This is a genomic window from Paenibacillus sp. FSL M7-0420, assembly GCF_038002345.1.
In the GTDB taxonomy this organism is placed as follows: domain Bacteria; phylum Bacillota; class Bacilli; order Paenibacillales; family Paenibacillaceae; genus Paenibacillus_AQ.
The window spans coordinates 1052987-1075410 of the sequence record NZ_JBBOCJ010000001.1; the positions used below are offsets into that span (position 1 = coordinate 1052987).

The following is a 22424-nucleotide window of genomic DNA, read 5'->3' on the forward strand; positions in this document are numbered from 1 at the left end:
TGAAATCCAACCCTCAAGGATAACCGCCGTTTGGATGGGCGTGTCGCACTCTACATGAGTGCGTGGATTGAAATCGGTTATTGAAATGAATGGTGGCGGCAAAATGCCTGTCGCACTCTACATGAGTGCGTGGATTGAAATTTGAAGTTTCGACCGGACCGGGAGGAATAATCCTCGTCGCACTCTACACGAGTGCGTGGATTGAAATTCCATCGACTGGATGATATAGAATACCGTTTTTGGGTCGCACTCTGCACGAGTTCTTCACGTCTGTTAAATATATCCCCCTTTTTTTAATGATAAAGGAGGCCCCCTACCGTGCAACAATACATTGTAATCAAAGCTCATACATCTACTTATCCTGATCCAATCATCCTGCAAAAAGGTCAAGAAGTTTGGTATGGCAGGGAGGATACTCAATTTCCTAATTGGATTTTTTGTAGATCAGTGTCCACTAGCAAAGAGGGATGGGTGCCGAAGCAGATTTTAACTTCTCCAGATAGCCATGATATTGCAAAAGTGATCGAAGATTATTCCGCTCATGAACTGACAGTTACTCAAGGAGATATACTGTGGGGGTTAAAGCACTTAAACGATTGGACTTACTGTAAAACGGATAATAACGAATACGGTTGGGTCCCAGCTTTTTGTTTATCTGACTTACACGAATCTGGTTAGCTCCATCTTATAAATAAAAGCACTGAATATCTGCGCAGCCGCAGGACTCAGTGCTTTTTTAATCCTATCCTATTCCTTCCGGCGTACCTCAAATAATTCGTTAGGGCTGACTTCAAAATAGAGGCATAGCTTCATGATTAATTCTGCTGATATTTTCTTTTTATCCATGTTGGTGTTATGCACTAATTCCATAATGGTTGTTCTTCGGTGTCCGATTTCATTAGACAATTTTAGTACTGAGATATTGTGTGCCTTTAAAATTTTGTCGAGTTTACAGTGCAGTGTATATTTATCAAATTCCATGGGGACCTCCTAATAATAATGATTGCACTTTCATAGTGCATGATGTATATTATTGATATAGAAGTTGAACTTTAAACGTGCAGTTTTTGGAGGTAATCAAATGGAGGTTGCTCTATGTCCAAACGTCGCCCTCGCAAACTCAATACTCAAGCTATTCTGGACATATCCCGGAAAAACTTGGTGTGGCCAGAGCTAAATGGATTACCGGATACGATCCACTACTATCATTTGACTGATGCGCTGGGACGTAAATGGCAGACAATTGGTTGTCATGTTACGGATGCGATTAAGGTTTTTAAAATGGGAGCGTATCCACCCTGGACAATTATTATTGAAAAGGCACCTGATACGTCTGACCTAACAGCTCGAGAATTGGTAGCGATTCTTAACTGTGATGACAAAGCGTTAGTTAATGACATGCAAATTATTTTAAATACACCAGTAAGATGCAATCAGTTTATAAATACGATTGTTAACGTTAATCATTATAGCATTTTTACAGTGTTATATGACCTGAAAAATGAGTATCTACTAAATGATCCAATACCCACTCCAGACTTTGAAACTATGTATAAAATAAACCCGATCGAAGCCTTATCCCGATTGTACTTGGAAAATGTAGATACATTGGATTATTGGGATTGGGTGCAAGCTGGAGGTTCCGCTGAGCTGGCCGTTGATTTCAGAAAAGAACAACCCACTTTAACATTTATTCAAGCTATTGAACAGGCTGAACGGGTCAATAGAGCTAGATAAAATACTAGGAGTGAGCAAAATCGTTTTGCAGATTATAAGCTGTCAGGTAAAATAAGGGATAAGGCTGGTGCGAATGCCATGCTCCCATGAAATCCCCGGGAGATTCGCACCTCAGAATTTGTCGAAACTCTAACATTTAAAGAGTGTGCTTGGAAAGTCAAGAGTGGGCTGATACTTTTTCTAGAATAGAGTTTGGAGGAAGATAGTGAATTAATACGGAAAAAGCATAGGTTATGCTGTTTTCCGCTGTCGCACTCTATACGAGTGCGTGGATTGAAATCGTTTATCCTTATGGACACGTACATACACATTGAGTCGCACTCTATACGAGTGCGTGGATTGAAATTCTTCATTCTAGCCTTCAAGTCACGACAAGTGAACGTCGCACTCTATACGAGTGCGTGGATTGAAATTTTACACTGAGGAGGAGAACGTGCCGAAGGATAGTCGCACTCTATACGAGTGCGTGGATTGAAATCTTTCTGTGCACAAGAAACAATGTCTTAACGTTGTCGCACTCTATACGAGTGCGTGGATTGAAATCATGATGTCTTCAGAGTCCAGTTCAGGAATCCCTGTCGCACTCTATACGAGTGCGTGGATTGAAATTGTGATTCATCCGCCATGACGAACATGTGCATGAACGGTCGCACTCTATACGAGTGCGTGGATTGAAATGTTGTTAGAGGATTTATTAAGGGCTTTACGGGCGAGTCGCACTCTATACGAGTGCGTGGATTGAAATTTACCGATATAATGGAGTACGAAAAATCGTCTGACGTCGCACTCTATACGAGTGCGTGGATTGAAATATCGAACCCGGCTCGTATGAACGAACGTTCGGGGTCGCACTCTATACGAGTGCGTGGATTGAAATTTGGGATGCGACAGTGGGCCGCGCGCAGCAGCTGAAGTCGCACTCTATACGAGTGCGTGGATTGAAATCTAAAGCCATTATTGCCCCACTTACGTCTTTCCTGTCGCACTCTATACGAGTGCGTGGATTGAAATACCCTGTAAGATAAAAGCCGTTCCATCGTATATAACGTCGCACTCTATACGAGTGCGTGGATTGAAATAGTAGCAGGGCGAAGTCCACAGCCAAGCCGTAATTGTCGCACTCTATACGAGTGCGTGGATTGAAATAGCAGGTAAGCCCTACCGGATCGGTCCGGAATATCGTCGCACTCTATACGAGTGCGTGGATTGAAATTCTTCACCCTTTCCTGTTCGATTGCCACATGATCGTCGCACTCTATACGAGTGCGTGGATTGAAATCGAAGCGTGGGCAGCGGTGAAGCGGATCAACCAGGTCGCACTCTATACGAGTGCGTGGATTGAAATCTCACCCCCGTCCATAGCTCCATGATCATACCTCCGTCGCACTCTATACGAGTGCGTGGATTGAAATTTGATGCCGAGGGAGTGGTGATATGCAGATTATGTCGCACTCTATACGAGTGCGTGGATTGAAATCAGTTCCCAGGCATAACGTCCTGGATCAAACCACGTCGCACTCTATACGAGTGTGTGGATTGAAATGTTAGCGCTGAGGATGGCTGTAAGGCCCGTGCAGCGTCGCACTCTATACGAGTGCGTGGATTGAAATGATCTGTGCAATGCCGCGGTTATCGTAAGGGATTTGTCGCACTCTATACGAGTGCGTGGATTGAAATTAGAGAGGTGGTAGGGTCGGTGCTGTAGTACGGGAGTGCACTCCATACGAGTGCATGGATTGAAATTGCGTACACTTTATATATGAGAGGCGAGTCCAGTTGCTACGACCCGTCCCCCTACCTAAAAAATCATCTGATAACGCTGATAATTCCTACAGATTTCTTCAAAGTCAGAGGAATGGAGCAGATGCCGGTGTAAGACGGTTGTTCCATCGGAGAATGACTCTACATAAGTAGAAGAGCTTGAATTGGGGCGCAGAGCAGGGATTTGATGAGTGTGAAGGATGCCTTCTTTTACAGCAAGAAATAGTAAGACGTCCTTACTGAAGTAAGAAATGGGTGGGGAAATCGGCGTACCCAGGTTAAGGGTTTTGTGTGCTTCCTGAACCATCCGATCCTTAATGTTCATTATACCGAGATCGCTTGAGGCGATAGCTAGGTTTGACAACTGCGTAGGATAGTGTGAGAGCAAGGCGAAGCATAATGCTAGGACCGAGACTTCCCCTGCATTCTTTTTGGTAACCATGGTTTGCGTTTCGCGGGTAAAGAAGCCTTGCTCATAGTATTGTTCAATCCAATCATCCGGATAATCCTCTGCCCCCAAACCCTTGTACATGTTAAAAAACCGTTGGGAGTGTTCATTCGGCGCTGCCAATCGAAATAACTCCATCAGCTTTTTGTCGCTGTAACCTAGCATAGGCAAGTAGTCATCCACCTCATCGACGATAAAGTAAGGTTTGGGAAGAGAAGCAATGTATGCGGATTTTCCCGAATGATGAGCATACTCGGCATGAACCCAGCCTGGGATAAGAACAAGATCATAGCGATTGAAGATGAAAGAGGAGGGGAGTACGTCTCTATGTTGATAGAAAAATTGAATATTCCCCGTATCCAAAATCAATATTTTTATTTGATTAGCTGTACGTACTAATTGTTTAAGGTCGCTGTAATTACCCATTCAAATGCTCCTTTAGTTCCTTTTGCACAGCGCTGTATTTCCCGGCCCAGTTCTCCACCACGCGCAGATTCTCCTGGTACAACTCCACATCAGGGTGCGCCTCAATTTGTTCCCGTATAGCAACAGTGATCGGGTTCAGATTAATAATCAGTGAGGGTTTCATTAAGGAATCATCCAGTGCATATTCATGAAAAATCGCTGTCCACTCTTCCATTGACCAACGCTTATCAAAGTACAGTCTGATTTGTTGCTGGAGCGACTCATTCCGGTTTTTTTTGGCAATCTGATAGAGTTGAATCAGCACGGCCTTGTAGGGTGCCTTGAAGGATTTCATGCAATGGGCCGCATTAACCAGGAAATCATCATGCCTCAGGGAGAGATAGTAATCATACAAATCATGTCGTCCAAAAATCATCTGGCTGGCAAAATAATCGGCTTTTCGCTCATTTAAATCAAATTCGATCGTAATCTCGTAGTCCTCCAGATGGCTACCCATTTCCTCATGCTCCGTTAAATGATAAATTTCATGCCAGTAGATAAAGTATTGGTACAGCCTGGGCTGCGCAGTGTTTATGACCGGGACGGTTAGACCACTAGAGAACTTTCGGATAGCGCCCCCCCAATTCTCATCCGGGATCGGGAGTTCAATCAAATTGTATTCTTTCAGGATTTCATAGGCCTGCTCTTCCAGGGGAAGGGATCTCCATTTGATTAGGCGTTTGTTAATATAAGCGATATGCTCCTCGACTTGCCGTTCAATCTTCAGATTGAGTTCCACTGTCTCATCTAAGTTATTGCTAGTAATCCGCACGTTCCAACCCCCTCAACGTAAATATAATGAGTAAATATCCAAAATGTTATCCAAGCCATCTAAAAGCTCTCTAACCATCGGGTCCTTCGCTGAACCAGCACCATGATCGGAGTAAGCATAGGCCGGGGGAGCTGAAGAGAGGGGGATTCGTGATGTAATGAAGTAATCTTCTGGTAACGCAAAGGCGTGATTGATCTTTTCAATTTGCGAGTTGTATTGCTTAGGGCTGGGACTTTCACCTTTGATGATTTGGTCGATGGTTGGGCGGGAGATCCCTGTCTGTTTCGACAAAGAGAGTTTAGAGAACCCTTTCAGCCGCAAAAAATTCACTACGTTCTTAGCAATCGTCTCCCGGTGCTCGAAATAATTAATGCTCATGTTTACACCTCACTTTGTGTAAGATACGTTGTATTATATTTTGTATTATAAAGGAATTGAAAAAGGTTGTAAAAATTATTTTTACAAAATGTAAATTTATGAAATAGTATTGGTGGGAATCTAGAGGAATATACTTGGATCTTGAAAAGAACAGGATGAGGTAATCAAAGTGGGAGCGAGTTGAAGAAATTATTATTTTGCAGAATATGAGCTGTGGAGTAATATGGAATAAAGAGCCGATGCGAATGCCAAGCTCCCATGAAATCCCCGGGGGTTTCGCACCTCGGAATTTGTCGAAACTCTATGAATATAGAAGTCTTCTTTAGAAGTCAAGAGTTTAAACATATTCTTTTGAGAATAGAACTGGGTGAAAGAAAGTGCATTAATACGGAAAAGGCATAGATTATGCTATTTTTCGCTGTCGCACTCTACATGAGTGCGTGGATTGAAATTTGCTGGAGAATTCGGGTCGGTTTTGAAGCTTTGGTCGCACTCTACATGAGTGCGTGGATTGAAATTCCGGATAGTGAATTAAGTGGCTCCATAATTCTCCGTCGCACTCTACATGAGTGCGTGGATTGAAATAGCAGCAGCTGGCGGCCCGCCGCGGGGAGCTCCCAGGTCGCACTCTACATGAGTGCGTGGATTGAAATAATTAAAAGATTATTCGTAGAGGACCTCAGCATCCGTCGCACTCTACATGAGTGCGTGGATTGAAATCCAAGTGCAGCAGCTTTTATCCTGCCTCACACCGGTCGCACTCTACATGAGTGCGTGGATTGAAATCATGAGGGTACCGTGCCAATCCTTCAGCTGTTGCTGTCGCACTCTACATGAGTGCGTGGATTGAAATCGGAGCGGGGTCCTCAATGGATGCAAGCACTTGCGTCGTCGCACTCTACATGAGTGCGTGGATTGAAATTATGACAAACAGGACTTCCAAAATCCCATAACAGTCGCACTCTACATGAGTGCGTGGATTGAAATTCTCATGTACTGCTTGGGATAGTGCAGCCTCTCCGTCGCACTCTACATGAGTGCGTGGATTGAAATGCTTTATCCTCCACATCGGACAGAATCTCCGCGAATGTCGCACTCTACATGAGTGCGTGGATTGAAATATGTAGGGCCTTCAGCAACTCCCAGCAGCCCTCCACGTCGCACTCTACATGAGTGCGTGGATTGAAATTCCGATGCCGACAGCTATAAGCCACAAACCGCAGGTCGCACTCTACATGAGTGCGTGGATTGAAATTAAGACTGCGCCGGACGAGACGGCGGCGGTAGTGCGTGGATTGAAATTGGATTCGCTTCACTTCGGCTTCGGGCAGTGCGGCCGGTCGCACTCTACATGAGTGCGTGGATTGAAATTGTGATGTTACCAGGAGGGCATATAATGTCAAAAAGTCGCACTCTACATGAGTGCGTGGATTGAAATTATATAAGCCTTAATCGGATGAAAGGTATTTTTGTGGTCGCACTCTACACGAGTGCGTGGATTGAAATGCAGCGAGAAGGTTGAAATATATAACATCAAATGTCGCACTCTACACGAGTGCGTGGATTGAAATCCAGGTACCATACAATCCAGCAAAGGAGAAAATGGTCGCACTCTACATGAGTGCGTGGATTGAAATGTAAATGGACAAAAAGAAGGGATCTCCCGCATATGTCGCACTCTACATGAGTGTGTGGATTGAAATATTGATAACGGGCAGCCGGTTACAGACAGCCTTATGTCGCACTCTACATGAGTGCGTAGATTGAAATCACTCTGACGCTTATCGTATCCTGAGACGGATCGCGTCGCACTCTACATGAGTGCGTGGATTGAAATTTGGCAGGGTTTACTAGACCCCTTGAGCCTGTGACGTCGCACTCTATATGAGTGCATGGATTGAAATTAAAGAGAAGCGAGTTTTCCCCGTCTCGCAGATTGGGTCGCACTCAACACGGGTGCTTGAATTGAAATCCGATCTCTGCCAGCGGCACGTATACCCGGCCCGTCGCACTCTGTATGGGGTGCGTGGATTGAAATAGTGCGACTCACCATCATTATTAGTAATAGTAGTAGTCGCACTCCATGCGGAGTGTGTGGATTGAAATTCTAATCGGGATTTCAATCCACGTGACTGCCCTGTTCGCATTCCGTGTGGAGTATGTAAATTGAAATACAGGCGGCAAGGTCAAAGGAGAAAAGAATTGAGGTCGTCCTTAGTGCGGAATACTTTAATTTAATCCAGGAGCGTTTGAGCCTTAACCAATCAGGGCCAAAAAAGAAGGTATATGACGAATTTTGCCGAATAATCCCATAACAACTATTTAAGTGGAATATAGGAGGCATTATGGACTTCATCGCACATATTCGGGCTAAAGACGGTAAAATACAAACCGTAACAGAGCATTTAGAACAAGTCCAAACAGGCAGTGAACGTAATGGCAACAAAATCGGAGTGCCCTGTTTGGCGGGATTAGCTGGATTATTGCATGATCTCGGCAAAAACACTAACGGATTCAAAACTTACATACAACAGGCGGTAGCCCATCCCGAGGCTCCTCCCCGTAAGGGATCTGTGGATCATTCCACGGCTGGAGGAAGGCTGCTGTACCAACGTTATCATGAGCACGCTACCCAATTTCAGGACAAGCTCGCGGTAGAGTGGATAGCTAATTGTATTATTTCGCATCATCAAGGCTTAAGGGATTTCCTTGATCCGAAGGCTTCTTCTCCTTTTCTGGAGCGGGTGGCTGATAAGACGGAGGGGATGGAAGAATATGAACAGGCGGTAGCGACTTTCTTCGAGGGACGTTCAGAAGAAGCATTCGATGCTTATTTCGCCAAGGCCAAGCTCGAAATGGAGCAAGCTCTGGAGATCATTGGCAAAGAAAAGTTGCCTCCAATAATCTCGTCGCTGCTGGTCAAGTATTTGTTCAGTTGCTTAATAGATGCCGACCGCACGAATACACGGCTATTTGAAGAGGATCAAGAACCAGAGCCGGCTATAGACAATCAGGCTTTTTTTCGTCGAAGTTATGACAAGCTGATGGCAACGATCCACTCCTTCGAGCAGGCGGAGGATGCAGATCATCCAATCAATCGGCTAAGAAGCGAGATGTCTGCTCAATGCAAGACTTATGCGTTACTGGAGTCAGGGATTCGTACCTTATCTATTCCCACCGGAGGTGGAAAAACTTTGGCAAGTCTGCGATATGCTCTCAAGCACGCGCTTGCCAAGCAGAAGGAACGAATTATCTATATCGTGCCGTTCACGACCATTATTGAACAGAATGCCAAAGAGATCCGGGAGATTTTGCAGGAAGATGACATGATTTTGGAGCACCATTCTAACGTTATTGAAGATATTAAGCCTGAAAGTGAAGAGTATAATGCCCACAAAGAAAAGATCAAACTGGCGAGAGATCATTGGGATCGGCCAATTATTTTCACCACCATGGTACAGTTCTTGAATGTCTTCTATGCTAAAGGGACACGTAATGCACGCCGATTGCACCAGTTAGCGAATGCCGTACTCATATTCGATGAGGTGCAAGCGGTTCCTATTAAATGCATCTCCTTGTTCAATGCAGCTCTGAATTTCCTGAATACGCTTGGTCATTCCAGTATTTTGTTGTGCACGGCTACCCAGCCTGCACTGAGCTATGTTAAAAACAAGCTCCATTTACCGCAGGAAGCGGAGATTATTGCTAATCTCAACCAGGTGGGCAAGAATTTCAAGCGTGTTGAGCTTGTGGACCGTACAACCCCTCTGGGCTGGGATGCAGAAGAACTGGCAGACTTTGTAGATGGGAATTTGGAAGAAGTGAAAAGTGTTTTAGTCATTTTGAATACAAAATCGGCTGTAAGGAAGCTGTTTACTGCTCTGCAGAGTAAGTTTTCCAGTGACAGTGATGTACTTCTATTCCACTTAAGCACTAATATGTGTGCTGCCCATCGTAAAGCAAAGCTGGAAGAAGTGAAAGAAGCGCTTAAGAACAGTACCCTGGAGAATGGTAAAAAAGTGATTTGTGTCAGCACTCAACTGATTGAAGCTGGAGTAAACATTAGTTTTGAATGTGTAATTCGTTCCTTGGCCGGACTCGATTCAATTGCACAAGCAGCAGGAAGATGTAACCGTCATGGTAAAGATCCCATTCGCAAGGTGTACATTATCCGCTCTGCTGACGAGACCTTAACTTCGCTGCCGGAAATTCGTATTGGTGCAGACAACACACAACGCGTACTGGTGGATTTCAATGAAAACCCAGTTTGCTTTGGGCATGATTTGTTATCTGCTGCGGCAATGCGAGTTTACTTTGAATATTACTATAAGCAGATCGAGAACGAATTGAATTACTATATTCCTAAACTGGACAAGCATATGTTTGATCTGCTGAATAAGAACAAAGATTATCATGAATATTATAAAAAGAAACTTAACCAAAATCCCGAGATTTTGAGCCGTCCTGCATTTGCCACGGCTGAACAACACTTTGAAGCTATATCCAATGCGACCACTGCTGTAATTGTCCCCTATAATGACGAGGCGCGTAAGCTGATATTGGATCTTAACGGCGACCTGGACATTTCAGAATTGGGTGAACTCCTACATAAATCACAGCAATATGTTGTTAATCTCTACGCTCCTGAATTAAAGAAGCTGGATAAGGCAGGGGATGTCTATCCCCTGTTTAATGGTAGTGTATTAGCTCTGCGGGAAACGGCCTATTCTCTGCTGTTTGGAATCGAGTCTACAGGAGAAGGTGCATGGTCAGAGCTGATGATATGATAGAAGAAGAACCCGCCACCGGCGGGTTCTTCTGTATTAAATGATGATTTATAATTTTCAATCCCCGCTATTTAGCGACAGGCTGAGTGTAGCATAAACCGAGCAGAATTGACAATTGATTTGAGAATAATCATTGTATTATATTGGTTCTTTATTTACAATATTCTCAGGGAATTAATTCTAAATAATGATATATAAGAAAGGAGGTTCATAATGAGAAATCAAATTGAGTTTGAAGTGTATGGTAATTATGCCCTATTTACAGACCCCCTGACTAAAATAGGAGGTGAGAAGTTTTCACTTCAAATTCCTACTTACCAAGCTTTGAAGGGGATTGTTGAGTCGATTTATTGGAAGCCTACCATAATATGGTATATTGACGAAGTGAGGGTCATGAATCCCATTCAGACAGAGTCTAAGGGAATCCGGCCTATTGAGTACAGCGGCGGAAATACACTGGCATACTATACATACTTAAAATCCCCGCGTTACCAGGTTAGAGCCCACTTTGAATTCAATCCTCACCGGAAAGACTTGATTCATGATCGTAACGAACACAAGCACCACAACATTGCCAAGCGTTCTGTCCAGGCTGGAGGACGCAGAGATATCTTTCTGGGTACACGTGAATGTCAGGCCTATGTTGAGGCTTGCAAGTATGGTGAAGGTGAAGGTGACTATGACGATATCCCGGAGATTAATTTCGGCGTCATGGTTCACGGGATCAATTATCCGGATGAGACTGGGAGAAATCAACTGGAAACCCGGTTATGGCGTGCGAAGATGGAGTATGGGAAGATAGACTTTATCCGTCCTGAGGAGTGCCGAATGGTTCGCAAGACCGGCGAAGGGATTGCCAAGCCTTTTGGAAATGGCAATGTGCAGGCTGTTGATCAACTGTATACGGAATTGTTCGGAGAGGAGGAGTAGCATGACATGGCTTGCCAATTTACACAAGACGTACGAGCAGCATTCTCAAGTGATTGGACAATTTGAGAAGAAGAAGAACGGCCGGGAATATGCTCTGATTCCTGTCTCTCATACTACGCAGAGTGCTCATATTGAAGTGAATGTGAATTCAAACGGGGATTTCATCTCAGCCAAAGTAATAGATAAAAGTGAAGGTAGTACGATCATTCCTTGCACTGAAGCTTCTGCCAGCCGGACAAGTGCACCGGTACCGCATGCTTTATTCGACAAGCTGGTCTATGTGGCCGGTGATTTCGAAGCTTATTGTGGAGAAGTGAAAGGGACACCATATGTCGATTATATGAATCAATTGTCTTCCTGGTGTGAATCACCTTCGGCACATCCCAAGGTAAACAGTGTACGTGAGTATCTTGCGAAGGGGACGCTAATGACTGATTTGATTGATGCCCATATTTTATGGAAAGATGAGTACGGACAGCTTCTGGATAAATGGAACACAGCGACAGAAGCATTATATGGAGAGAAACCGGGGATTTTTAAAGTCATTCCCTCTGACCAAAGTACAGCTTTTGTCCGCTTTGCTGTGATGATTCCTGGTGACCCGGAGCCGCGGCTATGGCGAGATACGACCGTACAGAATTCCTTTATTCAATTTAACGAGATGAATATGAAGGAACAAGAATTATGTTATATAACAGGTGAATATCTGCCGTACGCAGACAAGCATGTTTCACGAATCCGTAATTCGGGTGACAAATCCAAGCTGATCTCAGCGAATGATACGAGCGGTTTTACGTTTCGCGGCAGGTTCCGGACCAGTCGGGAGGCAGCGGCAGTCAGCTATGACGTATCCCAGAAAGCTCACAACGCACTCAAATGGCTAATTGAACGCCAGGGAATTCCTATTGATAGCAAGGTATTTCTGGTATGGGGCATAGACCAGCTGGATATACCTGCGCCATTTGCGGATACATTCACTTTGTACAATGATGATGAAGACGAAATGGTGGAAGCTCAGTCTGTGGGCGACCGCACGCATAAGGAATTCGCTAATCAGATTAAACGGGCAATTGGGGGATACCGCTATGACGGCGATTATAAATCGGATGTTATTATTATGACCCTTGATGCTGCAACACCAGGCCGGATGTCGATTGTGTATTATCGCGATATGAACAAAGAGCTGTTCCTGAATCGTCTGGAGAATTGGCATTTGACCTGCGTCTGGCTCCATAGGTATAGAAAGGATGGAGATAAGTACATCCAGTTTACCGGTGCTCCAGCAACACGGGATATCGCTTTTGCAGCATATGGTCCACAAGCAGGTGATAAGCTGATCAAAAGTCTTATGGAGCGGATGCTTCCGTCCATCATTGACGGACGTCCTATACCACGCGATATTGTGCGAAGTGCGGTTCATCGTGCTTCCAGTCCGGTATCCATGGATCACTGGGAATGGGAAAAAACGCTCAGTATCACATGTGCCTTAGTTAATAAAATGTACGAGAAGGAGAGGTTTGCTGTGAGTCTGGATATCAATAACTCAAATCGTGACTATTTGTTTGGCAGAATGCTTGCGATTGCCGATGTGCTGGAGCGCAAAGCTTTGGGCAAAGAGGAGAAGCGTGCGACGAATGCAGTACGTTACATGAATGCTTTTGCCCAGCATCCGGCCAGAACGTGGAATATCATACAGTCCAATCTTCAGCCTTACCAGGCACGTTCAGGAACCAGAGATGGCTTCATCATTCATTGTACCCGTTTGTTGGATAAAGTCGGGTCTCAGCTACAGCCCAAAGATTATACGGACATTTCGTTAAGTGGTGTATACCTACTTGGTTATTACAGTCAACGCAATGATCTATATACAAGTAAAGCAGATAAGGAACTGAATGATGAATCGGAAGAAAAAATGAATGAACAGGGAGAGAACAATTAAATGACTATACTTGATCACAAAATTGATTTTGCCGTGGTACTGTCTGTCCGTAACGCCAACCCTAATGGAGATCCTCTGAACGGTAATCGTCCCCGTCAGAATTATGCTGGGTATGGGGAAATATCTGATGTCTGCCTTAAACGTAAAATCCGCAATCGGTTGCAGGATATGGGGGAGTCGCTTCTTGTGCAGTCAGACGAAAGACGTGGTGACTCCTTCCGCAGTATCAAAGAGCGGGTGGATGCCAATGCCGAAGTACAGGAGTTTGCCAAAGGAAAAAAAACCAATAATGAGCTCTATGCTCAGGCAGCCTGTAAGCAATGGTTCGATGTGCGCAGCTTTGGACAAGTATTCGCTTTTGGGGGAACGGATTCTGCAAGCAGTGTCTCAATTGGAGTACGGGGGCCTGTGTCTATTCATACTGCGGTCAGTATTGACCCCATCGACATATCAAGTATGCAGATTACAAAGAGTGTAAATGCTTCTACACCTAAGGATGATCCGAATAAAAAAAGCTCGGACACTATGGGGATGAAGCATCGGGTGGATTTTGGAGTGTATGTATTCTATGGAAGCATTAACACGCAATTAGCGGAGAAGACCGGATTTGCTCATGAAGATGCAGATAAAATTAGACAGGCGCTCATTAGCTTGTTCGAGAACGATACTTCTTCTGCGCGTCCGGATGGGAGTATGGAAGTACATTCTGTGTACTGGTGGGAACACCAATCCAAGCTGGGACAGTACTCCTCTGCGAAGGTGCATCGTTCTCTGCAGATCAAGAAGAGGGAAGAAGTGGCTGATGCCAAAGCCTTTGCCGATTATGTATGCATAGTGGAGCCTTTGGAAGGCTTGGACGTTCAAGAGTATGCAGGTCTATAACGAAGAGGATTATTTGCTGCTCTCGGGAATCCAGCATTTCAATTTCTGCAGAAGACAATGGGCTCTTATCCATATTGAGCAGCAATGGGAAGAGAATGTCCGCACACTGGAAGGAACATACGTACATAGAATAGCGGATCAACCTTTTCTGCGGGAGAAAAGAGGAGACAAGCTGATTGTACGGGCAATGCCTGTGCAGTCCCAGGAATTGGGTATAACAGGAATCTGTGATGTGGTTGAATTCGTGCATAATCTTGAGGGGGTTCCATTAGCGGGGGAGAGGGGATTATATCTTCCTTATCCTGTTGAATATAAACGCGGAAAACCCAAGAAGGACGATTCGGATCGTTCCCAATTAATTGCTCAGCTAATGTGTCTGGAAGAAATGCTGGCTTGTGAGCTGTCCACCGGATACCTGTATTATGATGAAATTAAACATCGTGTAGAAATTCAGGTGACCTCTGCTGATCGTGAACGTGTAAGAGAGGTGTTATTGGAAATGCATCGCTATTATGCGAGAAGCCATACTCCAAAAGTTAAGACAGGACCGCATTGCGAGAGTTGTTCGCTGAATCGGGTATGTTTACCGGAGATGCTTAAGCGAAGAAGCGTGTCCAGCTTTATTGAAAGCAGGTTAAACGAATGAAAAAGCTGTTAAATACGCTATTTGTTACAACGCCGGACACCTATTTATCACTGGACGGCGAGAATATTGTAATCAAGCAAGAGGAGAGTGTTCTGGCGCGATATCCATTGCATAATTTGGAAGCAGTATGTACATTTGGTTATGCGGGCGTAAGTCCGGCTCTTATGGGAGCTTGTGCTGAACGTAATATTGGGCTGACCTTTATGACCCGCAATGGACGATTCCTTGCGCGGGTGATCGGGGAGAGCAGAGGAAATGTAGTACTGCGTAAGGAACAGTACAGAATTTCCGATGATCCAAGAAGAAGTGCGCTTATAGCAAGGAATCTAATCATAGGGAAGATCTATAACAGCAAATGGATTCTGGAACGGGCCACACGTGATTATGCACTCCGAATGGACATTAAACGGATCAAGCAGGTGACAGCTTCTCTTACAGAGGCGATGCAGATCGTACGGGATGTAGAAGATTTAGAGATTCTGCGGGGGCTGGAAGGTAATGCGGCAGTCCAGTACAATTCAGTCTTTGATGATCTCATTTTGCAGCAGAAGGAGCATTTTTTCTTTCATGGCCGTAATCGGCGACCGCCGCTTGATAATGTCAATGCGTTGTTGTCTTTTGCGTATACCCTATTGTCTAACGATATGACATCAGCGCTGGAGGCTGTGGGACTGGATGCTTATGTTGGATTTCTTCATAGAGACCGCCCGGGAAGGGCCTCTCTTGCGCTGGACATGATGGAAGAACTTAGAAGCGTCCATGCGGACCGAATGGTCCTTTCATTGATTAACAAGAAACTGATTAATGCCAAAGGCTTCACGCGCAAGGAGAACGGTGCAGTCATTATGGATGACGATACAAGAAAGCTGGTCATCAAAGCATGGCAGGAAAAGAAACAAGAAAAGATTATGCATCCTTATCTGAATGAAAAAATCTCTTGGGGGTTGGTTCCTTATGCACAAGCGTTGCTTATGGCACGATATATCCGGGGAGATTTGGACGAGTATCCGCCATTTCTATGGAAGTAGGTGTTGTTCATGTTGATTCTCGTTACTTATGATGTAAGCACCTTAACTCCGGAAGGCAGAAAGCGTTTATCCAAAGTAGCTAAAAAATGTCTGGATTATGGTCAGCGTGTTCAAAATTCAGTATTTGAATGCATTCTTGATTCCACTCAGTTTCGACGGTTGCAATTGGAGCTGGGAGAATTGATTGATGAAACTTCAGACAGTTTGCGTTTTTATAACTTGGGCGATAAGCATAAAACCAAGGTAGAGCATGTTGGAGTAAAAGCATCTTATGATATGGAAGGACCGTTAATTATTTAGGTGCGAATGCCAAGCTCCCATGAAATCCCCGGGTCCTTCGCACCTCGAAATTTGTCGAAACCCTAGCGAATTATTCATTTTTATAAAAAGTCAATCTTTAATTTATGCTATTATTAGATGATGAAGGCTGAACTGTAGCGAATTATTCTCTCAATAATAATGATTGGCTATAATTCCGCAGTCGCACTCCGTATGGAGTGCGTGGATTGAAATTTGGATATTGGTCTCGAAGTTTATGCGAAAATCGTCGCACTCCGTATGGAGTGCGTGGATTGAAATATATGCGCTCGTCATTGCCCCGAGGGAGGAAGCCGTCGCACTCCGTATGGAGTGCGTGGATTGAAATCATAACGCATCTCCTTTGGATTGGCCATCATTCCCAGTCGCACTCCGTATGGAGTGCGTGGATTGAAATAATGCGTGACGCAGCATATAAGGTGCATTATGTGTCGCACTCCGTATGGAGTGCGTGGATTGAAATTCTAATCTCGTCAGCCTCTTTTTTAAGCAGCCTGCGTCGCACTCCGTATGGAGTGCGTGGATTGAAATTACGATTAATGCACCTTTTTTCAAAAAGTTTTCGTCGCACTCCGTATGGAGTGCGTGGATTGAAATATCACCATTATCACCTCCCGGATCAGCAAGCTCGGTCGCACTCCGTATGGAGTGCGTGGATTGAAATCTCGGCTGGGTTAGTCAGGAATCCCGGCTCAATGTCGCACTCCGTATGGAGTGCGTGGATTGAAATTTTCTCTCCTTCAAGCACCTTATTGCACAGATCATGTCGCACTCCGTATGGAGTGCGTGGATTGAAATTGAGGTGACATGTCCAGCGTCTGGCCCAACTTCTTGTCGCACTCCGTATGGAGTGCGTGGATTGAAATACTCCATTTCCGTCAAAGTTAATGTCACGAATATGTCGCACTCCGTATGGAGTGCGTGGATTGAAATTTCAGCCTCACCTCCGTAGATATGGTGTATGTGGTCGCACTCCGTATGGAGTGCGTGGATTGAAATAAACACGGGAGTGCGCAGCATGTCAGACTTGGTCCGTCGCACTCCGTATGGAGTGCGTGGATTGAAATCGTACTTCTTCATAGTCGCTGCATTCCAATGCTTTGTCGCACTCCGTATGGAGTGCGTGGATTGAAATTGATCAGATTGCCTGGAATATACAACCAGACAACGTCGCACTCCGTATGGAGTGCGTGGATTGAAATTGCAGGAACACTGGCAAGTTCAACCGTGATAACTTCGTCGCACTCCGTATGGAGTGCGTGGATTGAAATCAAAAGGAAATGTCCAATGTTACCGCGCAGAAGGTCGTCGCACTCCGTATGGAGTGCGTGGATTGAAATCGGTAAGAGTCCGGATCCGTGGACCACCGTTCCCATGTCGCACTCTGTATGGAGTGCGTGGATTGAAATTCATCTATGATGATCGGATGCAGCAGGCCGCGTGCCGTCGCACTCCGTATGGAGTGCGTGGATTGAATGCCAGCTCCAAGTATAGTGTGCGGTCCTGCGGGATCGTCGCACTCCGTATGGAGTGTGTGGATTGAAATTGGACCTTGTCGGCCTGGACCCGCTCCTGACCGAAGTCGCATTCCGTATGGAGTGTGTGGATTGAAATTAAGAAAGATTCAGAAGGCTCTACAAAGGGCTGAGGGTCGCACTCCGTATGGAGTGTGTGGATTGAAATCTGACGGATTCGGGGGAGCGACGGGATAGCCGGTGTCGCACTCCGTATGGAGTGCGTGGATTCAAAATTTATGTCTATGTGTATGAAGATATCGGATTTGACGTCGCTCCTTACGTATCGGCGTGGATTGAAATAAAACACTGATTCCAATGGAAGATTACAGACAGACGTGTCACGCCTCATAACACCCTTAAACAAGTCACTTCCCAATCGAATGCTAGAATCAAAATGATTTCTTTACTTCATCTACCCCACAAGTACATATCCCACAAGTGAGTATCCGACCCGGACCCTGGCATGTTAAAATAGGAGAAATGTGTACATCCTAGTGTGAATTTAATCGGGGGGCAACAGGTGAGAGCGTTGAGATTGAGAGATTACATGGGCCCTTCGGAGACTTCGGCGCACCGGCAGGCGAAGTGGGTCAAGCGGTTTCTGTATACGTACTGGCTGGTGATTGTTCTGCATTTTCTGGCCCAGCTTGGGTCTTTCATCTGCTTGCCGTATCCCATGGGAGCCCATGAATTCTATTATGAGGTGCTGCTGTATCCGACGCTGCTGATGAGTGCGGTGGTCGGGTTGACGCAGCTGGTGGATGTTGCGGCACCGAAGTATTCCTTCGTGCTGCTGTTTGTGGCGGGGACGATTATCGCGATGATGATTATTCACCTGAATATGGACATCCGGATTATCGGGGCGTTGATGCTGCTGCCGATTATGGCGTCGGCGATCTTTTTTCGGCTGGATCTGACCTTGTTTACGTCTGCCCTCCAGGGGGCCGCATTCTTCATTCTGTATCGCTGGGATTACTGGTTCAAGTATTATCTGACGGATTTCGATCTGATTGCGATCCCGCTCTTCCTGCTGGTCGGCACACTGGTCGCGGGGATTATTATCATTAACGGGCGTGAGCTGGCGAGCGATCTGGAAGCTACCTTAACGGCCAAGCAGGATCTGATGATCGAGAACGCGGTGATCCGCAAGCTGTCGAGCACCGATGCGTTGACGGGGCTGTATAACCATATTTCTTTTCACGAATTCTATGAAAAAGCGCTGGAATACGGCAGCCAGGGCGCCCCGTTTCATCTTGCGCTGGTGGATATCGATAATTTCAAGCAAATTAACGATAAATATGGACACCGTACGGGGGATCTGGTGCTGGCCCGGGTCGCGCAGATCATCAAGGACCATCTCTCTGCGGCAGACATTGCTGCCCGCTACGGCGGCGAGGAGTTTGCGGTATTGCTGTTCGAGAAGAGCTTCGAGGAGGCTTATGAGCTAATCGATTGGATACGTCACCGGCTGTCGGAGACGCTCCATGAAGAGATGGAGAACCGGGCGGTGACCGTCAGCATTGGCCTCAAGAGCTATGCCGAAGGCACCACCAAAGAAACGCTCTTCGAAGAAGTTGATAATCTCCTCTATACGGCCAAGCACTCCGGCAAAAATACTACGCTGACGCAGCGGAACGCTGTGTAGTCAAATTTGTCTCAACTGGTAACCTGCTTACGCTGCCGATGATTCATCCGCCGTCGGTAACACGCTTACTCCTTCGGAGCTTCACCCTCCGCTGCTTTTTTGCGTGCCCGGAACCGCCGCACCTTCATCAGATTCCCGCACAGCTTGTCATCGCAGTACCGCTTCGAGCGGTTGCGGGTATCGTCGTAATAGACCCAGAGACAGTCAGGATTCCCGCAAATACGGAAGCGAGAGGGCTCCTTCTCCAGCAGCGCAGCCGCAAAAGAGGCGGCAATCTCCGCCATAATCTGCCCCCAGTCCGCACGCTGCGGCTGGAGGGAGATCTCAGCGTCACCTGCGGGCGTCCAGACCACACGGCGCACAACCGGCCCGTTGCCCATATATACATTCAGCTGCTCTAGCAGAGCTGTAGCCGGAGGCTCTCCCGCGACCAGCCGCTGCAGCTCGTCCCACAACAAGCTGCGCAGTTCTTTCAGTTGCTCCAGCTCCTCCGGGAGGGGAGGCCCTGCCGCCGGCAGCTTATGCTCCTCCAGCCATTCCCCCAGCCACTTGGGCTCCTCCAGCCGGTCCTGGTCCGTGCTCCGGTCACTAGTCCGCCAATTCCGCCAATAGCTGTTCATGAAATCTACCCACAGCAAGCTTCATCTGTCCCTTCGCATGATCTTTCCCTTGATTGTAACAGTTAAAAATGAGTTATGCTAGTTACTTGATACACTCCGGCAAATATGTTAAAGTGCTCGTGTAACTGTTATTATGGTTGTTTAGTCGTTACCAAATCATTGACACCCACAAATTACAGGAGGAATTCAAATGGAAAACAAAATCAGCGATGTTCTATTGGAGAATTGGGATTATGTAATGGATGTAGAGGATTGGCAACCGCCGCTGAGTGCTGCGCTTGAAGGTGTGAACAGTGAGCAGGCCCTCTGGAAGCCGGACGGAGCGGCGGGCAATTCGATCTGGGAGAACGTTAACCATCTGACGTATTATAAGGAGCGTCTGCTGCGTAAGCTTAAGGGGATGGAGAAGCTGCCTGATCTGGAGAGCAATGACGCCACGTTCACTGTAACAGGAAGCGGGGAAGAGGACTGGAAGCAGGCGGTAGACAAGCTGAAGTCCGTTCATGCCTCACTGCGCGAGATTATTGTAGCTCTGGAGGAAGGCGCTTATGAATGGGGCGGCTCCGGGCATGCACCGGGCGAAGAGGTAATGAGCCTGATTCTGCATGATGCCTATCATACAGGACAGATTGTACTGGTCCGCAAGCTGCAAGGCTCCTGGCCAAGCACCCGCCGTTTCGATTAAGGCGACAGCCATATTTTACAAGAAGTCTGCGCCCTTACACCTCTGTTTCAGCTCCAAATCCCCGGGTTAATGGATGACATGCAAGTACAACCCGAGAGGAGAGATTGAAGATGGAGCCGAATTACAAGGACAGAAGCGTAGAGGTTGAACGGACAGAGGTGCAGCGGAAGTCGGATTCCAGTCTGGTCGCCTCCACTTTTATTAAATATGCAGCCTACATTATTATCACCTTCGGAGTTCTGTTTTTCCTGGTGAAATACGTATTCCCGATGTTCAAATAATCCGGCAGCCCCGTGCAGGCTTGGACGGATTCACGCCAAAAAGCCACGATACCTGGTCATACCCCTGTCAAGTAGACAGATGAAAAAAGCTAAGCAGCCAGCGCGTGTCGATACTCAATCGGCGCGCGCTGTTTCAGTTTCGCCTGAAAACGTTGGTAATTGTAAAAGTAGATATACTCCTCAACGGCTTGATGAATCTCTGCTTCTGACTTACACTGGTGAAGGTACAACTTTTCTGTCTTCAGATGCGAAAAGAAGGATTCGATGCAGGCGTTATCCAGGCAGGTTGCTTTGCGAGAGTGGCTGCCCTTGACGCTGAATGCCTCTAATCGTGTGTTGTACGCCTGAGACGTGTACTGAAAGCCTTGGTCCGAATGGAGCACGGCCTCAGACACGTCTCTTTTCCGTGTCCACTGTTCAACCGTATCCAAGACGAGGTTTACGTCGTTTCGCTCCGAGATCTGCCAAGCTACAATTTCATTGTTGAAGAGGTCCTGAATCGCAGACAGATAATAAAAACGGGTGCCGTCTGAGATATACGTAATGTCCGTTACTAGCTTCTGCTGAGGTGCTGTCGCATGAAACTTACGCTTTAATCGGTTCGGGTAGACCACGGAAGGAGTAGAGCCCGCACGACGCCTTTTCTTGCGAATGACAGACTGGATCGATAGCTCTTTCATGAGCCGCCATACCTTCTTGTGGTTGACGAGGTAGCCTGCCTCCCGCAGGGCTGCCTGCATTCGAGGGTACCCGAAATAGGGATGAACCAGGTGAATCGCCACCATATGCTCTTTCATGGCGTGCTCTTGCTCATGGGCATCCATTCGTCGAACCTCTGCACCTCGCCACTTGTAGTAATTTGCCCGCGATACCTCTGCAATGGCTAATAGGCGGGTGATGCCATGTTGGTCACGTAGTTCTTCAATTACGGCGTATTTGTCATGCAGTCCAAGCTTCCCTCCCTTTACAGATTTGGATACCGCTTTTTTAAGTAGTCCACCTGTGCCTTTAAGTAATCTCGTTCTTCTTCTATACTGGCAAATGTAGAACGTGGACGTCCTTTTAAAGGGCTTGTTGCCCCTTTTGGTGTATGGAGTGGCTCCCCATTCCGATATTTCTTTACCCATACTTTAAGCTGGGTACAGTTCACAATCCCCAACCTGTCGGAGACGACCTTATAGCTCTCCCCTCCTGTAAAATAGGCTTGAATAGCCTCTTTCTTGAATGCCTCCGTGTACGATTGAAACACTTGTCCCTTTTTGGCCATACCAAAATCCCCTCCCAGTTCACTCATTTCCTCATGTTAACACATGAGGTTTTTTCGAGTGTCTACTTAAAGGGGATAATACCAACCTCTCAGGGGATCGCGGCTTTTTTGAATTCAACCGGTTATACGTTCTTCTGGATCATCTCGTGGGGATCGGCGGTATTCCGGTAAAAGAACCAGCATTCATTCAGCAGTCTAATCTGACGGCAGTCCTTCTTGAAATAGGCCTTCATAAGCTGTTGGCGAAGCCATTGTGGCAAGGGTACCCCTCCTCTGCATGCTTCCTGTGTATAGATAGCATATGGGGGAATTCGCCCA

General features: G+C 46.2%; 20 protein-coding genes and 5 CRISPR repeat arrays (1 of these 25 cut by a window edge). Of the genes, 12 read left to right on the forward strand and 8 right to left on the reverse strand.

The window, feature by feature from the left end:
- Window positions 1-208: direct repeats of the CRISPR family, unit length 32 nt; unit sequence GTCGCACTCTACATGAGTGCGTGGATTGAAAT (it extends 761 nt beyond the left edge of the window).
- A 110-nt stretch (window positions 209-318) separates the two neighbouring features.
- Complete coding sequence (locus MKX51_RS04515) at window positions 319-678, forward strand: SH3 domain-containing protein (RefSeq protein WP_340991351.1); 360 nt, start codon at window positions 319-321, stop codon at window positions 676-678.
- 69 nt (window positions 679-747) lie between these two features.
- On the opposite strand, the gene MKX51_RS04520 is transcribed toward MKX51_RS04515, so the two are convergent.
- Window positions 748-981, reverse strand: coding sequence for a helix-turn-helix domain-containing protein (locus MKX51_RS04520; protein ID WP_340991352.1), 234 nt, complete (start codon window positions 979-981; stop codon window positions 748-750).
- A gap of 114 nt (window positions 982-1095) precedes the next feature.
- Between MKX51_RS04520 and MKX51_RS04525 the strand changes: the two genes are divergently transcribed.
- Complete coding sequence (locus tag MKX51_RS04525; protein ID WP_340991353.1) at window positions 1096-1737, forward strand: hypothetical protein; 642 nt, start codon at window positions 1096-1098, stop codon at window positions 1735-1737.
- A gap of 248 nt (window positions 1738-1985) precedes the next feature.
- Window positions 1986-3480: a CRISPR direct-repeat array (repeat unit 32 nt; unit sequence GTCGCACTCTATACGAGTGCGTGGATTGAAAT).
- 55 nt (window positions 3481-3535) lie between these two features.
- On the opposite strand, the gene MKX51_RS04530 is transcribed toward MKX51_RS04525, so the two are convergent.
- Genes MKX51_RS04530 through MKX51_RS04540 form a run of 3 tightly spaced genes read right to left on the reverse strand, consistent with a single transcriptional unit; the run spans window position 3536 to window position 5561 of the window.
- A complete protein-coding gene (locus tag MKX51_RS04530; RefSeq protein ID WP_340991355.1) occupies window positions 3536-4372 on the reverse strand; it encodes a hypothetical protein in 837 nt (278 codons plus the stop codon).
- Entirely contained in the window at window positions 4365-5183 is an 819-nt protein-coding gene (locus MKX51_RS04535; RefSeq protein WP_340991356.1) for an ImmA/IrrE family metallo-endopeptidase, read from the reverse strand. Before MKX51_RS04535 ends, MKX51_RS04530 begins: the two co-directional genes overlap by 8 nt.
- A gap of 12 nt (window positions 5184-5195) precedes the next feature.
- Complete coding sequence (locus MKX51_RS04540; RefSeq protein ID WP_340991357.1) at window positions 5196-5561, reverse strand: XRE family transcriptional regulator; 366 nt, start codon at window positions 5559-5561, stop codon at window positions 5196-5198.
- Window positions 5562-5981: 420 nt separating this feature from the next.
- A CRISPR array of direct repeats spans window positions 5982-6817; the repeat unit is 32 nt; unit sequence GTCGCACTCTACATGAGTGCGTGGATTGAAAT.
- 83 nt (window positions 6818-6900) lie between these two features.
- A CRISPR array of direct repeats spans window positions 6901-7533; the repeat unit is 32 nt; unit sequence GTCGCACTCTACATGAGTGCGTGGATTGAAAT.
- Window positions 7534-7906: 373 nt separating this feature from the next.
- Here MKX51_RS04540 and cas3 point away from each other — a divergent pair.
- The 8 genes from cas3 to MKX51_RS04580 all read left to right on the forward strand — a co-directional run bounded on the left by cas3 (window position 7907) and on the right by MKX51_RS04580 (window position 19253).
- The gene (gene cas3 / locus MKX51_RS04545; RefSeq protein ID WP_340991359.1) at window positions 7907-10348 is read left to right on the forward strand and encodes a CRISPR-associated helicase Cas3'; all 2442 of its coding nucleotides are present in this window, start codon (window positions 7907-7909) and stop codon (window positions 10346-10348) included.
- Between the two features lie 213 nt (window positions 10349-10561).
- Window positions 10562-11278 carry a type I-C CRISPR-associated protein Cas5c gene (gene cas5c / locus MKX51_RS04550; RefSeq protein ID WP_340991360.1) on the forward strand — a complete coding sequence of 239 codons (717 nt, stop codon included), beginning with the start codon at window positions 10562-10564 and terminating at the stop codon, window positions 11276-11278.
- Between the two features lies 1 nt (window position 11279).
- Window positions 11280-13217 (forward strand): type I-C CRISPR-associated protein Cas8c/Csd1, encoded by a 1938-nt coding sequence (gene cas8c, locus MKX51_RS04555; protein WP_340991361.1) that lies wholly within the window; start codon window positions 11280-11282, stop codon window positions 13215-13217.
- Window positions 13218-14099, forward strand: coding sequence for a type I-C CRISPR-associated protein Cas7/Csd2 (gene cas7c / locus MKX51_RS04560; protein WP_340991362.1), 882 nt, complete (start codon window positions 13218-13220; stop codon window positions 14097-14099).
- A complete protein-coding gene (gene cas4 / locus MKX51_RS04565; protein WP_340991363.1) occupies window positions 14086-14745 on the forward strand; it encodes a CRISPR-associated protein Cas4 in 660 nt (219 codons plus the stop codon). Before cas7c ends, cas4 begins: the two co-directional genes overlap by 14 nt.
- Window positions 14742-15773 (forward strand): type I-C CRISPR-associated endonuclease Cas1c, encoded by a 1032-nt coding sequence (gene cas1c, locus MKX51_RS04570; protein ID WP_340991364.1) that lies wholly within the window; start codon window positions 14742-14744, stop codon window positions 15771-15773. Before cas4 ends, cas1c begins: the two co-directional genes overlap by 4 nt.
- Window positions 15774-15782: 9 nt before the next feature.
- Complete coding sequence (gene cas2, locus MKX51_RS04575) at window positions 15783-16073, forward strand: CRISPR-associated endonuclease Cas2 (RefSeq protein WP_340991365.1); 291 nt, start codon at window positions 15783-15785, stop codon at window positions 16071-16073.
- A 180-nt stretch (window positions 16074-16253) separates the two neighbouring features.
- Window positions 16254-17841: a CRISPR direct-repeat array (repeat unit 33 nt; unit sequence GTCGCACTCCGTATGGAGTGCGTGGATTGAAAT).
- Between the two features lie 287 nt (window positions 17842-18128).
- Complete coding sequence (locus MKX51_RS04580) at window positions 18129-19253, forward strand: GGDEF domain-containing protein (RefSeq protein WP_340991366.1); 1125 nt, start codon at window positions 18129-18131, stop codon at window positions 19251-19253.
- 65 nt (window positions 19254-19318) lie between these two features.
- Here MKX51_RS04580 and MKX51_RS04585 read toward each other — a convergent pair whose 3' ends face one another.
- Window positions 19319-19891 carry a CGNR zinc finger domain-containing protein gene (locus MKX51_RS04585; RefSeq protein ID WP_340991367.1) on the reverse strand — a complete coding sequence of 191 codons (573 nt, stop codon included), beginning with the start codon at window positions 19889-19891 and terminating at the stop codon, window positions 19319-19321.
- 172 nt (window positions 19892-20063) lie between these two features.
- Here MKX51_RS04585 and MKX51_RS04590 point away from each other — a divergent pair, with 172 nt between their 5' ends.
- Window positions 20064-20558, forward strand: a complete 495-nt coding sequence (locus tag MKX51_RS04590) for a DinB family protein (protein WP_340991368.1) — start codon at window positions 20064-20066, stop codon at window positions 20556-20558.
- A gap of 110 nt (window positions 20559-20668) precedes the next feature.
- Entirely contained in the window at window positions 20669-20839 is a 171-nt protein-coding gene (locus MKX51_RS04595; RefSeq protein WP_340943479.1) for a hypothetical protein, read from the forward strand.
- 89 nt (window positions 20840-20928) lie between these two features.
- Here the strand turns inward: MKX51_RS04595 and MKX51_RS04600 are convergent, their stop codons facing one another.
- From MKX51_RS04600 to cmpA, 3 genes are all read right to left on the reverse strand, one after another.
- Window positions 20929-21882, reverse strand: coding sequence for an IS3 family transposase (locus MKX51_RS04600; RefSeq protein ID WP_445322057.1), 954 nt, complete (start codon window positions 21880-21882; stop codon window positions 20929-20931).
- Complete coding sequence (locus MKX51_RS33125) at window positions 21804-22106, reverse strand: transposase (protein WP_445321984.1); 303 nt, start codon at window positions 22104-22106, stop codon at window positions 21804-21806. The genes MKX51_RS04600 and MKX51_RS33125 overlap by 79 nt, the downstream gene beginning before the upstream one ends.
- Window positions 22107-22228: 122 nt before the next feature.
- Window positions 22229-22366 (reverse strand): cortex morphogenetic protein CmpA, encoded by a 138-nt coding sequence (cmpA, locus tag MKX51_RS04605; protein WP_340991369.1) that lies wholly within the window; start codon window positions 22364-22366, stop codon window positions 22229-22231.
- Window positions 22367-22424: the final 58 nt, after the last annotated feature.

What these genes read in the sequence shown, in the direction of transcription:
- MKX51_RS04520 (WP_340991352.1), bottom strand. Translation starts at nt 981, where the DNA reads ATGGAATTTGATAAATATACACTGCACTGTAAACTCGACAAAATTTTA.
- MKX51_RS04525 (WP_340991353.1), top strand. Translation starts at nt 1,096, where the DNA reads ATGTCCAAACGTCGCCCTCGCAAACTCAATACTCAAGCTATTCTGGAC.
- MKX51_RS04530 (WP_340991355.1), bottom strand. Translation starts at nt 4,372, where the DNA reads ATGGGTAATTACAGCGACCTTAAACAATTAGTACGTACAGCTAATCAA.
- MKX51_RS04540 (WP_340991357.1), bottom strand. Translation starts at nt 5,561, where the DNA reads ATGAGCATTAATTATTTCGAGCACCGGGAGACGATTGCTAAGAACGTA.
- cas3 (WP_340991359.1), top strand. Translation starts at nt 7,907, where the DNA reads ATGGACTTCATCGCACATATTCGGGCTAAAGACGGTAAAATACAAACC.
- cas5c (WP_340991360.1), top strand. Translation starts at nt 10,562, where the DNA reads ATGAGAAATCAAATTGAGTTTGAAGTGTATGGTAATTATGCCCTATTT.
- cas8c (WP_340991361.1), top strand. Translation starts at nt 11,280, where the DNA reads ATGACATGGCTTGCCAATTTACACAAGACGTACGAGCAGCATTCTCAA.
- cas7c (WP_340991362.1), top strand. Translation starts at nt 13,218, where the DNA reads ATGACTATACTTGATCACAAAATTGATTTTGCCGTGGTACTGTCTGTC.
- cas4 (WP_340991363.1), top strand. Translation starts at nt 14,086, where the DNA reads ATGCAGGTCTATAACGAAGAGGATTATTTGCTGCTCTCGGGAATCCAG.
- cas1c (WP_340991364.1), top strand. Translation starts at nt 14,742, where the DNA reads ATGAAAAAGCTGTTAAATACGCTATTTGTTACAACGCCGGACACCTAT.
- cas2 (WP_340991365.1), top strand. Translation starts at nt 15,783, where the DNA reads ATGTTGATTCTCGTTACTTATGATGTAAGCACCTTAACTCCGGAAGGC.
- MKX51_RS04590 (WP_340991368.1), top strand. Translation starts at nt 20,064, where the DNA reads ATGGAAAACAAAATCAGCGATGTTCTATTGGAGAATTGGGATTATGTA.
- MKX51_RS04595 (WP_340943479.1), top strand. Translation starts at nt 20,669, where the DNA reads ATGGAGCCGAATTACAAGGACAGAAGCGTAGAGGTTGAACGGACAGAG.
- MKX51_RS33125 (WP_445321984.1), bottom strand. Translation starts at nt 22,106, where the DNA reads ATGGCCAAAAAGGGACAAGTGTTTCAATCGTACACGGAGGCATTCAAG.